This is a genomic window from Exiguobacterium sp. ZWU0009 (assembly GCF_000798935.2).
Classification (GTDB): domain Bacteria; phylum Bacillota; class Bacilli; order Exiguobacteriales; family Exiguobacteriaceae; genus Exiguobacterium_A; species Exiguobacterium_A acetylicum.
Genome location: NZ_CP018057.1, coordinates 330,869 through 343,720 on the forward strand (window position 1 = coordinate 330,869; position 12,852 = coordinate 343,720).

Sequence of the window (12,852 nt, forward strand, 5' to 3'; positions counted from 1 at the left end):
TGTGTAAAGGTCTTGTGAATCTAATTCACGTAAATTGGTAGGACAGTCGCAAGATGTGTCATAAGTGCTTGTGTCTCTTCTTTTGGTTCAGATGTGACGTAAATGATCAACGCAGCAGCAACGATGACGAAGATGGCGATGACGAGAATGATGAAGAACGGCATCTTACTTTTTCGTTTTTCGGCTTGACGATCCATGAAAGATTCCCCCTTAATGATGTAGACGATAGACATATTTGTTTGATTCCCTCTCTTCTTGTTTGAAAACCTTGGAAAAAGAGGGGAATGTGTAATCTGACGGGAATAGAGTAAACATCTGAAATGGAATGAGGAGGATGTCGTCGTGCTTACGTTGCTCAATTCATTGTTGTTGAACTTTTCCCTATTGATTGCGACATTGCTGTTCGCCTTTTTACCGCTACGACGAATCGAGCGGATCTCACCCAACTCCTCCTTACAAGTCCGACTCGCAATCGGTTGTATCGCGGGTTTGATTGGTGCGCTGTTGATTTTCAACAGTATCTCCTATGACGTCGCAAAGATTGATTTGCGTCTCGTTGCACTTGTTACGGCGTACTTTTACGGAGGGTTAGTCAGCGGTAGCGTCACGATGCTGTTCATCATCGGTGCCCGATTTGCGGTGACACCGGCTGGCGAATACGAGGGGCTGATCCTGACGACCTTGATCTGTGTCGCGTTACTCGTGACAGCGACGATTTATCGCCGATTTGCTGCTCAGCGAATGAAGGATTATCTCGTGTTGCTTGGAACAGGTATCGCATACAGCTTACCGGCGCTCTATTTATTGACGAACACGTTCGAGCGGTTTTTAGAGATTGCGCTCGTCTATATCATCGTCATCATGATTGGTGGTTACGTGACCTATCGTTTCTTACAAGAACTCCGGAAACACTTTTTATTCGTGCACACGCAACAAGAACTGGCTTTAACAGATGGGCTGACGCAACTGGGAAATCGCCGAAAACTGGATGAGACGTTAGCCGAGTACGCTCAAAACGGAACGGTCTTTTCCGTACTCATTCTCGATCTCGATCATTTTAAATCAATCAACGATACATACGGTCATGAAGGGGGCGACGTCGTCTTACGGCAACTCAGTCATCTCTTGCAATCGTATAGTCCGGAACAAGGAGTCGTCGGTCGGTACGGTGGTGAGGAGTTTGTCTTACTGTTGCCGGACGTACCACTCCGACAAGCGGAACGACTGGGGGAGCGGATTCGTTCTGCCTGTGCTGATCAACACTTCGTCTATAAGGAACATCCGGTGTTTCATGTCACGTTATCGCTAGGGGTTGCCTCTTCTGATCAAGCATCGACCGTATTTGAGACCGTCCAAAAGGCAGATTTAGCGTTATATGAAGCCAAACAAACCGGACGAAATCGCGTCGTCTGTTATCGAGACCCTTTGCTGTAAATAACAACTGCCTCGCTCGACCGATTGGTCAGGCGGGGCAGTTGTGTTTAGTGATGCAGTAACGAAAATACATCATGGCGTTCAAAATCAGCGAGAATATTCGGCGCAATCACCTGACGGATCGTTGTTTCGTCCGCCCAGAGATAGGCGTCGTGTTCTGCCGATAATTGAACGTCTGTTTGATTCGTCGCGCAGACGTACATCAAGAGAATGATTTGCCGATTGGGATGCGTCAGGAAGCTCGAGGCATAGAGCAGATGCTTCGGCGTAACGGTCAATTGTGTCTCTTCTTTAATCTCGCGAATGAGACTGTCGACTGGCAATTCACCGAAGTCGATCTTGCCACCCGGACATTCCCATGTCCCGCCACCGAAGTCAGCAGCAGCCCGGCGGACGATCAGGAGACGTTGCTCGTGAATGATGATGCCTTTGACGGCAGGAACGATCGCTGTCATCTGACGGGACTCCGCGACAATACGACAGGATCGGTTCCTTCTGTTTCGACGAGGTACTGATCGCGTAGATAGATCCCGCTCTCGTCAGCAAGACCGAAGGCACGGTCTGTGCTTTCTTCCGTAAAGGATTGCATGAGATGAGCAGCTTCGCCCCACGTCTCGTAATGGACACAGATGACCGCGTCTTTCAGTAAGGCAAGACCAGGCAAACGAAGACGTTGATTGTCGCGTTGGTCGATCTCCGGAATCACACACCGTTCAGGCGAAACGAGGGCACCGGCTGAAAAGCCGGCGACCGGAACACCATCTGCGAAACACGACTGAATGATGTCACCGATCGGTGTAGCGACCAAGTATTGCTGATACAATTCGGTCTCGCCACCGGAGATGATGATGCCTTGACACTGCTGTAGTTGTGCAAGTTGTTCGTCCGTTGGTGCGTCAGACAGTGGCAGATGGACGAACGACGAGATCCCATCTTCCTCTAACGGCTTCGTATAGATTGAGGCGTAGTTCGTCCAGTCCTTACCAGTCCGCGGAACGTATAGAATCGCGACCGGTCCACCATTCGTTAATGTAGCAAATCGTGTTCGTAAGTTCGGTGTAAAAGGAGGACCGCCTCCGAATAAGAATAAATGAGTATGCATGAAGTCATCCCTCCAACCATGTATTAGAAAAAGTATAGCAGAAATCCATCAATTGGAAATATGCTGGTAGAACGATTGTCTGCGGAACCATGTGTGATGTTGTTTCCGTTCTTGAAAGAGAACAAACAGGACGAAAGCGAAAACGAGTACGCGTCCGATCCATGGTAAAACGAGAAGACCGTAGTTCATCGCAGCAAATAGCTGGAGCAAGAAGCGACGCTTACTCGGATCCCGCAGATACGTGATCAGTGGAAGTTGATGGTGCGTCTGCTTGAATAATCGCAGATGAAGGAACGGACGCTTTCGGTGAGACGGCTTCGGTAAGGCACCGTTCAATTCAAGGACGGTCGCCGATAAACTCGACTGTCGTTTCGTCGACAACAGGATATCCTCCGTTAATCCGTCCTCACGCCGTGACCAGTGCCGGACATGAAGGGATCCGAGCAGCACCACACACAGTGCGACGACGAAGAGGACAGGATGCGGTTGAAGCCAAAGCAGGAGCAACAGAGTGATGCGTCCTGTTGCCAGGACGAGATGACCGCTCCATTTCCGCAAGAACCGTTGTCCAGATAACCGATATGTCCAAAAGCTAAAGAACGGTTGGAGCAAAGAGAGCACGAGACTAATCAGCAGTACTGTGATACTAGATTGGTCAAACCGGATGCTATGTAACGGAAAACAGAGTAGATGTAATCCGGCAGTCATTAGAAAAATCCTCACGAAGTGATACCGAACGGAATACCACTTCATTCGAACGATCGCTCCAGGAACCGGTTTGAAGAAGAGGCGATCTGCCGGTTCGAACCAGGCGTAAAAGGCGGGCAGGAATCCATACAGAATCCATCCGAGTAAAATCCAAGCGACCGGAACTGTTTGAACCCAGTCCGCTTGACCGTTTAAGATTTGAACCGTCTCATAGATGATGAACAGACCGACTGGAACGACGAGATACAGCAAGATCGTCCAGTCGAAGATTTCTCGGAAGAAGCGACGTTGTTCAGCATGTCGCCGACGGATCCGTTGCTTCAAAAAGGTTTCAATCATGTTCGAGCACCATCGCTTCCATGATGTCAAATAAGCGGGCACCTGGCTGACCAGAGGCTTCACCGATTTGAGCGAGTGTTCCTTGATGTTTGATGCGTCCCTGATCAATCCAGACGAAGTCGTCACAAAGCCGTTCCGCGGAATCAAGGACATGAGTGACGAGCAGAATCGCTACGCCACGCGTTCGTTCTGCTTCGAGTACATGCAATAACCGAATCGTTGCGACCGCGTCGAGACCAACGAACGGTTCATCGATGATCAAGCAGTCCGCGCGTTGCATCAAAGCACAGACGAGCATCACCTTCTGTTTCATTCCTTTAGAGAAAGAAGATACATAGTCATTTGTGACAGCACGCAGTTCAAACGTCTTTAAGAGTTGTTCTGTATAGGCATGATCCGTCTCGTGGAGCGAAGCGACCAGCTCAAGGTGCTCGGCGAGCGTCAAATATTCATAATAGGTTGGCTGTTCCGGAATATAGGCGAGTGAGACCGGTAAATCGATCTCTCCTTCGACCCACGGTAGCGTACCGAACATCGCTTGAATTGTCGTACTTTTTCCTGCACCGTTTGTACCAATCAAACCGGTGATGGATCCAGGCTGTAAAGCAAACGCAATCTCTTGTAAGACGGGCTGACCGACGTCATAACCGGCTTGTTGAATGGATACATGCATGTGAACCATCTCCTTTCACTACATTTACTGATAGAAGGAGAAAAATGTTTCACAGCAACAGAAATCAGCAGAACCATAGTAAAAAATGTAACAGGTTAAAAATAACAAATGGGCTATAATGGAAATATCAATTTTAGAGGATGATCACGATGCAAACAGTCGAGCGAATTTATTTTCGGGAATCCGGCATGGGAAGAGGACAGACGTTTTGGTGGGACCGTGCAAGTCGAAGGGTTCGTGCGGAAGATGAGGAAGGATTACTAGGTCCATGGTATCCGAAGGGGCTTCTCTTTCTAGATGAAGAAGACCATCCGTTATTCAGAAAGCTGACGGAAGAGGACATCTATCTAATCGACATGTGGTCAGATTTATTCAATGCCGATGAATGGCGAGAGTACACGGATCCTGAAAGTCTTAGGATGATGGACGGAACGGCCTGGGAAATTCATGTGATGACAGAAAACGGTACAGAGAAACTTTCAGGATCAAATATCTATCCACCTGGATGGTGGATGATTCGAGAACTGCTATACGGTTATTATGACGCGGGGAGTAATCGAGAAGATGAAGAATGGGAGGATGAACAATGAAACGAGCACTATTGTATCTGATTCCGTTTGCGTGGCTAGGACCTTACCTCGATTGGAAAACGGGTTCGATATTAGGGTATGCCTTATTTTTGTTTGGACTTGGTGTTCTATCATATTCACTTGCACGGAGTGGAAAACCGAAATACATCGTCATCGGCAACATGGTCTCGTTTGCGATTTCGTATGGGATTGCGCTCAGCTTAGGAGAAAGATACGGCGAAGGATACTTCAAGCCATTGACAGCCAGTCAACTGGTTCTTGGAATGAGTGTCTTGAATCTGGTCGTGCAAATACCGATTGTGATGAATGCGATTCAAAACAAAGTGATGAAAAAAGAGTTAGGTGAAGAGGGCAGATAGTATTTAGTCACTCTAAGTAGAAAAAACGCTACGCAACGAGTGCGTAGCGATCAGATCACACGAGTCCTAAAATTTCGACTTCGACCAAGGCACCTTTTGGTAGTTCCTTAACCGCGATACAAGACCGAGCCGGGAAGTGATTGTGCGGTGCGAAGTAATCGGAGTAGATCGTATTAAAAGAAGCGAAGTGTTCCATGCTCGTTAAGTAGCATGTTGTCTTGACGACGCGGTCAGGTGTCAGTCCTGCCTCTTTCAGGATGGCATCAACGTTGCGCATGACTTGTTCCGTCTGCTCCGTGATTCCGCCTGGTACAAGTTCACCTGTTGCCGGATCAATCGGGATTTGCCCGGAAGCATAGAGTGTTCCGTTTGCGATGAAGCCTTGCGAGTAAGGACCAATCGCAGCAGGGGCGTTCGTTGTGTCGATTTGTTTAAATGTAGACATGAAAAGAACCTCCTCTTGTAAAATACATATGTACGACACCGAGTGATTCGACTCGGATATCCCTCAACCCTTCAAAGGAGTGAATTGATATGTCACTTTATCATAAATTAGTTCGAGACGCGATTCCAAATATCATCGACCAAAACGGGAAAAAAGCGACGTTCCGAACACTGGATGAGAATGAATTCCTAGTGGAAGCGAAAAAGAAATTACATGAAGAACTCGCTGAATATGAAGAAGCGACGACAGACGCAGATGCTGTCGAGGAATTAGCTGATTTACTGGAGCTCATCCAAGCGTTAGCGAAGACACATGGCGTGACAGTTGAGGAACTGGAAGCCGTCCGAGCAAAGAAACAGCAACAACGCGGTGGCTTCGAAGAACGCCTCTACCTGATCGAGGTCGAGGATTGATCCCGGAAGCGAAGCTGACGACGCATCATTTATACGACTCACTTGTCAATGCCATTAATCAGGCAGAGGAAGTCTATATCGTCGCAGCGTTTGCTCAGAAGTCAGGCGTCGCGTTACTCGTCCCGGTGTTTCGTCGAGCGTTGCAACGAGGAGCCGAGATTCGGCTGTTGATTGGCGACTATCTACACATCACGGATCCAGAAGCATTGGCGCAGTTGCTTGCGCTTGATGGGTTGTCAGTTCGCTTTTATCGGTCAGGCGGACGCTCTTTCCATCCGAAAGCGTATCTATTTCGAAACGCAGAGACTGGTTTATCAATCGTCGGTTCGTCGAACATTTCGAACAGTGCGTTTCGGTCCGGTATCGAATGGAATGTCCATCTACCACAAGCTGTCGCTCCACAGATCCTTGATGACGCAATTGATGCCTTCATGGATCTTTATCTCAGTGAATCGGCAGAAGAACTGAATCCGGTTGTCTTAGATGCTTACCGTCAAGAGTACGCGGCGCGCCAATATGTCGCGGAACCGGAAGTCGAGTATGACGAAGGAACGGTCGTCGTTGTACCTGAAATCCTGCCACACCGGGTGCAGGAAGAAGCGCTGCACGCGTTACGGGAAACGATGGACGAAGGACGGACACGGGCGTTGGCGGTGCTTGCAACTGGATTAGGGAAGACCTATCTCAGTGCGTTCTTTGCGGAAGACTTTACACGAGTCCTGTTTCTGGCACATCAAAAAGAACTATTACTGCAGGCCGAGCGTTCGTTTCAAAAAGTCAATTCGGCGTGGCAGACCGGCTTTTATATCGGCAGTGACCGGACTGTCACGGAGACGACGGAGATTGTCTTCGCATCCGTCCAGACGCTGGCACAAAAGCGTCACTTGGAGCGCTTTGCAACTGACCAGTTTGATCTCATCATTGTCGACGAGTTCCATCACGCAGCAGCAACGAGTTATCGAAAAATCATTGATCATTTCACGCCCCGTTTCCTGCTCGGTCTGACGGCGACACCAGACCGAATGGACGGTGCCGATGTCTATGCGATCTGTCACCATAACGTGGCTTTCCAGATGCATTTCACAGCGGCGATTGCTGAAGGATTTTTGACGCCGTTTCATTATTACGGCATTCATGACACGATCGACTATTCCCAGATTCGACGAATCGGTCGGACATATGATGCATCGCAGCTTGAGCATCGACAACTCGATCGTGAAGTCGCAGTTAATATCTATCATTCATGGAAGAAGCATCGGCAAACGAAGACTATCGCCTTTTGTTCGTCAATCAAGCAGGCGGAATATCTGGCGCAAGTATTCCGAGATAAAGGAACAACGGCATTTGCACTGACAGGACAGACGACTAATCGCTCGCAATACATGCAAGCATTTGAGCAAGGAGAAATCGACGTCCTCTTTACCGTCGATCTATTCAATGAAGGTGTTGATATTCCGAAAGTCGATACACTCCTGTTCTGTCGACCAACCGAGTCGGTCGCCATCTATACGCAACAAATCGGACGTGGTTTACGCTTAGCGCAAGACAAATCGCACTGCGTCATCATCGACTTGATTGGGAACTATCGTAACGTCGAGACGAAGCTGAAATTACTTGGGACAATGAAAGAATCGTTCAAGCGAGGAGAGATAGAACCGATTACGCCACCACCTGGCTGTGTGATTGAGTTCGATACGCGGGCACTGGAATTGATTCATCGACTCAGACAACCAAGTCAGCGAAAGTTACGACTAATCGAGCAATACGAACAAGTCAAATATGAACTCGGTCGTCGACCATCATATGTTGAGATTGGAGAATACGCAGCTGTTCCGCAAGGTTATAAACAAGAGTGGGGTTCTTATGTTGGTTTCTTGAAGGAGCAACAGGAGTTATCTAAAGAAGAGGTCGAAGCGTACGACGCAAATCGTGAATTGATTGAGCAGGTCGAAAAGACGATCATGAACCGGAGCTATAAGATGGTCGTTCTGTTAGCGATGCTTGAGCGTGGAGAAAAGCATTGGATGGAGCCAATCACGGCAGAGGAAGTTGCACCATTCTTTTACGAGTATTTGCATGCTGAGAAGTATCGGGAATTGAAGGATGCGCAAACGGTGGAGTTAAAAGAACCATTTGATGCAGTGAAAGTAGAACGGTTATTAAAGAAGATGCCGTTTCCGAAGATGGGGAGGCCGTTCGAATTTGAGGGGAAACATTTAATTCTAAAAGAAATAACTGAAAGTGACGTATTATACTTAATAATAAAGCAAATAGTGCTGTTTAGAGTTTCGAATTATTTTATGGATAGCCATAAAATAACTGAAGTTTAAAACAATCATAAGGAGTGTTAAACATTGTCAATTCCCACTAAAGAAAAAGTTATTATGGCAATTCAAGATCGTTTCAATTGCACATTATCTTTAATTGAACAAAAACGTATTATGTACAGAGGAAAAACTAGCGAGAGCAAAACGATTATTTTATGTACTCCCGAAACAAAAATTCATGATAAAGAACATGGATGGTTCGATCTGACTACAAAACAGGTTGAGATTTTAGATGAGGCTGAGATTGCAATAATGGCAGTACGTGTAGAGAATGGTAAGGTATATTTTATTGAATTTAAAAATCTTCGTCGTTTGATGACAAAAGATATGATTATTGAATATGGAAGAGATGCTAAATGGAGATTTTATATTTGGGAAGATCATATTCAGTTATTTGGTGTTAAAGAAAAGTTTTATGTCAGTGGAGAATGGATAAAATAATAATTAAACTAATGTGAATGAGATATTTTATTTAGCGACAATGAATAAAAGTAGCAGCAATTATTTTGAGTTTCAAGATAATTGCTGCTACTTTTTTTAGTTGATGTTTAGATTAAATATTCATTTATTACATTATTGGAATGATCCACTATATAAAGATAAAGAGGGGCATTCAAATTCAATAAACTTAAAGCGTGTTTTTCATTATCAGTATCTTTTCGTGAAATACGAATATATCTACCATCTCCATTAATATGTTCCGAATAAAAATCAATTACTCCTAGAGGAAGAAAAATTTTCTTTAATGAGCGATTATTTTCATGCTCATAATCTCTTATTATTTCTTCAAAGTCTATTGAAAACAGGCGAGTAGTATTAATTGAAGAATTAACGTTATTTTCTATTTCAAATTGCCCAATTAACTCTGGATAATCAATTGATAGTTTGCTTTGTCGATCAATTTCTTCTAACTTTTTGATTTTCATTTTATCAATAGATGACAATGAAGATTTCAAGATTTGTAAGTCTTTTGTTTCTTTTGTAGAGAGAGACGAACTCTTTTGTGTGATTAAATCATAAACATAATTAAATTGATCTTCGAATGAGCGAGTAATATATTGTTTTAATTTTAATGCGGAACTTTTTCTCAGTTCTTCATATTCGGAAATATCAATATTTATTTTTGATATGATTTCGTTCAGTATAGTAGGATCTGACTCGTTAGTAGGTGCAGAGTAAGTGATATTTGGACTAGTTAAATCGAAAAACCATTTGTTATTTATTTGGACTACATCTCCCTCTGATCGTTTGCATAAAGTTACCGTAGAACGATGTAATAGCTCTTGATTAATATTTTTATAGTTAACACTAAATGACCAAATCATCATTCGTTCTAGATCTTCTGAGATAATAAGATGCTTATGAGGGGGAAGAAATGCAAACTGATCTTCCAAATAATCTAAAGTCCATTTAAAAAGAGAGTGATTTAAGTTTACTTGTTGGACATTCATATTAGTGATTTCATTTGTTGATTTGAAAGTAAAACTTTCTTCGTTTTCCCAATCAATACTAATAGGATACTGATTTTTAAAAGTAGGAGGTACATATTGAATATTATAAATATCGTTACTTTGTTCTAGCATTATATGTTGTGATTCAAGTGAACGAATAATTAAAGATTCAAGAAATGAAGAAGATGTTTTAGCTTCTTCCCCGGAAATTATGGAATCGTTTATTTTGTGTAAATCATAAGATGGCTTGATCGAATTCCACTGTGTAGATTTTAAATGTAATTCCTGATGTTCTACTTCTAGTTTGTTTGAAAAATTCTCAACAAATGTATCTAGATTCTGTTCTGAAAGAATTACATCTTCCATAATACGAGTTAAAGATAGATCACCTTCTAGTAGCTCTCCTATAAAGTCATAGACATTTTCTTCTCCTAAATCTTCTTTCATTGTATCTATCTTTTCAAATAGTTTATTTAAAACGTAACCTTCTCGGGTATTCTGAGAGACTAAATTAAATATAAAAACATCCCTTTTTTGACCGATTCGATGAATTCTTCCCATACGCTGTTCTAATTTATTTGGATTCCAAGGGATATCATAATTTATTAGCTGATTACAGAACTGTAAGTTAATCGACTCACCCCCTGCATCTGTAGCAATCATTATTTGAGCAGTATTTTTAAAAAAATTAATTTGTTTAAACCGCTCAGTCATTGTTTGACTTCCTTGTATGGTAGCGATGTTCGAAATATACAACGAGAGCTTTTTCTTTAAAAAATTTAATGTGTCAACGGATTCAGTAAAAATTAATATCTTATTATTTTCATCCACCAGTCCATTTACTCCAAAAAGTAAGTCTTCTAATGCGTTAAACTTTTTCTCAGAGTAATAACGTCGAATATTTTTTGTTTCTAATAACAACTCATGCACTACACTTAATTCTTTTTCAATTCCAGCTGTATCATAATTTTCAATAGTTCCATCTAATTCATCTTCTGAGTGATTTAATATAAAATTATCTTCACTTTGTGATTGAAATGAGCTAGATAATGTTTTTGTTATTTTTTTTCTTTCACGATCAGTAGAGCTTAACAGTAAACTCAATTTATTGACTCTACGTCCTAAAGACTGCTCTAGCGCATAAAAAGACGAGCTTAGCCTACGTTGTAAAATCATTAGTGCAAATGTAGTCGCATTTTGTTTTTTCGATAGAGCTTTATCGTAATATTCAGTCACGTATGCTGTAATTTTTTTATGTAATTCTAATTCTTCTGGTCCTAAAGTATATTGTATTGTCTTTGTTATTCGTTTTGCGAAGACACTATTTCCGTATAAATCAATTATATCTTCTTTTAAACGACGAACGATGTAAGGGTTGCTGTCTTCTCTTAACATATTTTCATTTAGTTGATCGTGAAACACATCTGGATTTAGGAGCTTTAAAAGCAGACGATAGTTTTGGGAATCTCCTTTATGTGGAGTGGCTGTAAGCAGCAAAGCATGTGGAGTTTTTTCTAAAATTTTTTCACCAAAAGCATATAGCTTAGTTTTTGAAATACGTTTTTTCCCTGTTTGATAAGCTGCCATTTTATGTGCTTCATCAATAATTATCAAATCAAAATCTGCTTCTAATATAAGTTGTTGAACATCGTCACGTGCACACCAATTAAGTGAGGCGAGACAAAAAGGATGCGTAAGAAATGGATTAATTTTCTCTGTATTTAATGTCGATCTAGAAATTACAGTGAAATCTTCGTCAAACTTTGTAAAAAGTTCTTCTTTCCATTGTGTTAATACTAATGGTGGCGCTAAAATTAGAATTTTTTTTATATTCTGTCGGTTTCTTAATTCTTTCAATAGCATGCCAGACATAATTGTTTTTCCAGCACCAGGATCATCAGCTAATAAAAAACGGACTGGTGAACTTGATAAAAAATGCTCATATACTGCATCGATTTGATGAGGATATGGTGTGATCTTATCAAATTTAGAAACAAAACCTTTAGAAGAAAATAGTTCACTTCGTAAGAGGTGATAGTGAAGTAAAGATTGAACATCTTGCCATGTATTTAAAGAATGATTCCCTATTTTTTTTATGGAGTATAAAACTTCGTTTGAAAAAATTTGTTGGTAGTATTTATTTGTATTTAATCCATTAGCTTGAACAAGTTGATGTGTATCTCCATAAGGCGTGAAATTAATAATACGAACAGGTTCAGGGAAAATAGTATCTTGAATAACATCACCAATTTTAAAATTCATTGTGACATTGCTCCTTAAAGAAGAGCCTCTTGTAAAGTATAAACAAGAGGTTCGAAATTATTTTGTGATGATAACATCTGAGATTGATCGAATTATACGATAAGAATCATGGCTCAATATCGAAAGTGAAACTTCGTAACTGAAAGGAAAAAAAATTGAACTATGCTCTAAAGTGTCCTGTGTAATCGCGTTATGATTGTTTGCATGCATAAGAACTTCGATCATAATAGTGTAGTGAATTGAGAAATCAATAACATAGTGTTTTATTGAATATATACCAACTTTCGGACGGTTTATTAACTTCCAATAGTAGAGAGAAGATAAAATCGATGAAACAGCTATTTCGACTCTGCGTCTATCACCATAAAGTTTTTTCATATGAGTCATTACTTGCACTGTTGTAATATATTCATTCAATCTAAACTGACGTCCTAAAAATTCCACAGTATCACGGAAAAAGGGATAAGCAAGACAACATAACATATAAAAACGGGCCGCCTTATTCTCGGAAGTTAAAGAATTATAATGAATAGACGTATTCTGATATTTTGCTTCAGTGGAAAAAATATTATTTAGCATAGTTTGTATTCTTTTTTGTGTCTCATTTGATAAGTCAGTTTCTGATAACTTATTTAAAAATTTAGTGTTACATTGAAAGGCATAACTTTTTTCAACATCAAAGTAGAAATCGACGTATTCTGGATGAATGGTTTTAATGTAGCCAATTTGCTTCATGTTGGTCCTCGCTT

Annotated in this window: 14 protein-coding genes; 6 read left to right on the forward strand and 8 right to left on the reverse strand. The window is 41.8% G+C overall.

Translation table 11 applies throughout. The annotated features are described in order from the left end of the window. Nucleotides 1–20: 20 nt before the first annotated feature. Nucleotides 21–197, reverse strand: a complete 177-nt coding sequence (locus L985_RS17000) for a hypothetical protein (RefSeq protein WP_023466867.1) — start codon at nt 195–197, stop codon at nt 21–23. A 145-nt stretch (nt 198–342) separates the two neighbouring features. On the opposite strand from L985_RS17000, the gene L985_RS01850 reads away from it, so the two are divergent. After that, on the forward strand, nt 343–1,434 hold the full coding sequence (locus tag L985_RS01850) for a GGDEF domain-containing protein (protein ID WP_047391801.1): 1,092 nt from the start codon (nt 343–345) through the stop codon (nt 1,432–1,434). A gap of 47 nt (nt 1,435–1,481) precedes the next feature. Here L985_RS01850 and L985_RS01855 read toward each other — a convergent pair whose 3' ends face one another. The 4 genes from L985_RS01855 to L985_RS01870 are packed head-to-tail and all read right to left on the reverse strand — an operon-like array spanning nt 1,482 to nt 4,256. Next, the gene (locus L985_RS01855) at nt 1,482–1,889 is read right to left on the reverse strand and encodes an NUDIX hydrolase (protein WP_047391798.1); all 408 of its coding nucleotides are present in this window, start codon (nt 1,887–1,889) and stop codon (nt 1,482–1,484) included. After that, complete coding sequence (locus L985_RS01860) at nt 1,886–2,536, reverse strand: Type 1 glutamine amidotransferase-like domain-containing protein (RefSeq protein WP_047391795.1); 651 nt, start codon at nt 2,534–2,536, stop codon at nt 1,886–1,888. Before L985_RS01860 ends, L985_RS01855 begins: the two co-directional genes overlap by 4 nt. 48 nt (nt 2,537–2,584) lie before the next feature. After that, complete coding sequence (locus tag L985_RS01865; RefSeq protein WP_047391791.1) at nt 2,585–3,583, reverse strand: ABC transporter permease; 999 nt, start codon at nt 3,581–3,583, stop codon at nt 2,585–2,587. Further along, nucleotides 3,576–4,256 (reverse strand): ABC transporter ATP-binding protein, encoded by a 681-nt coding sequence (locus L985_RS01870; RefSeq protein WP_052169401.1) that lies wholly within the window; start codon nt 4,254–4,256, stop codon nt 3,576–3,578. The genes L985_RS01865 and L985_RS01870 overlap by 8 nt, the downstream gene beginning before the upstream one ends. A 149-nt stretch (nt 4,257–4,405) precedes the next feature. On the opposite strand from L985_RS01870, the gene L985_RS01875 reads away from it, so the two are divergent. Further along, entirely contained in the window at nt 4,406–4,846 is a 441-nt protein-coding gene (locus tag L985_RS01875) for a hypothetical protein (protein ID WP_047391782.1), read from the forward strand. Continuing rightward, nucleotides 4,843–5,205 carry a hypothetical protein gene (locus tag L985_RS01880; protein WP_047391778.1) on the forward strand — a complete coding sequence of 121 codons (363 nt, stop codon included), beginning with the start codon at nt 4,843–4,845 and terminating at the stop codon, nt 5,203–5,205. The genes L985_RS01875 and L985_RS01880 overlap by 4 nt, the downstream gene beginning before the upstream one ends. 55 nt (nt 5,206–5,260) lie before the next feature. Here the strand turns inward: L985_RS01880 and L985_RS01885 are convergent, their stop codons facing one another. After that, entirely contained in the window at nt 5,261–5,650 is a 390-nt protein-coding gene (locus L985_RS01885) for a RidA family protein (RefSeq protein WP_047391772.1), read from the reverse strand. An 89-nt stretch (nt 5,651–5,739) separates the two neighbouring features. Between L985_RS01885 and L985_RS01890 the strand changes: the two genes are divergently transcribed. Genes L985_RS01890 through L985_RS01900 form a run of 3 tightly spaced genes read left to right on the forward strand, consistent with a single transcriptional unit; the run spans nt 5,740 to nt 8,831 of the window. Further along, a complete protein-coding gene (locus L985_RS01890; RefSeq protein WP_047391769.1) occupies nt 5,740–6,063 on the forward strand; it encodes a nucleoside triphosphate pyrophosphohydrolase in 324 nt (107 codons plus the stop codon). Beyond that, nucleotides 6,060–8,393 carry a DEAD/DEAH box helicase family protein gene (locus L985_RS01895; protein WP_052169400.1) on the forward strand — a complete coding sequence of 778 codons (2,334 nt, stop codon included), beginning with the start codon at nt 6,060–6,062 and terminating at the stop codon, nt 8,391–8,393. The genes L985_RS01890 and L985_RS01895 overlap by 4 nt, the downstream gene beginning before the upstream one ends. A gap of 54 nt (nt 8,394–8,447) precedes the next feature. After that, nucleotides 8,448–8,831 carry a Rieske (2Fe-2S) protein gene (locus L985_RS01900; RefSeq protein WP_158513329.1) on the forward strand — a complete coding sequence of 128 codons (384 nt, stop codon included), beginning with the start codon at nt 8,448–8,450 and terminating at the stop codon, nt 8,829–8,831. Between the two features lie 107 nt (nt 8,832–8,938). Here the strand turns inward: L985_RS01900 and L985_RS01905 are convergent, their stop codons facing one another. Continuing rightward, nucleotides 8,939–12,103: a DEAD/DEAH box helicase gene (locus L985_RS01905; RefSeq protein ID WP_047391759.1), complete on the reverse strand. Its 3,165-nt coding sequence runs from the start codon at nt 12,101–12,103 to the stop codon at nt 8,939–8,941. Nucleotides 12,104–12,160: 57 nt separating this feature from the next. Beyond that, nucleotides 12,161–12,838: a hypothetical protein gene (locus L985_RS01910; protein WP_047391756.1), complete on the reverse strand. Its 678-nt coding sequence runs from the start codon at nt 12,836–12,838 to the stop codon at nt 12,161–12,163. Nucleotides 12,839–12,852: the final 14 nt, after the last annotated feature.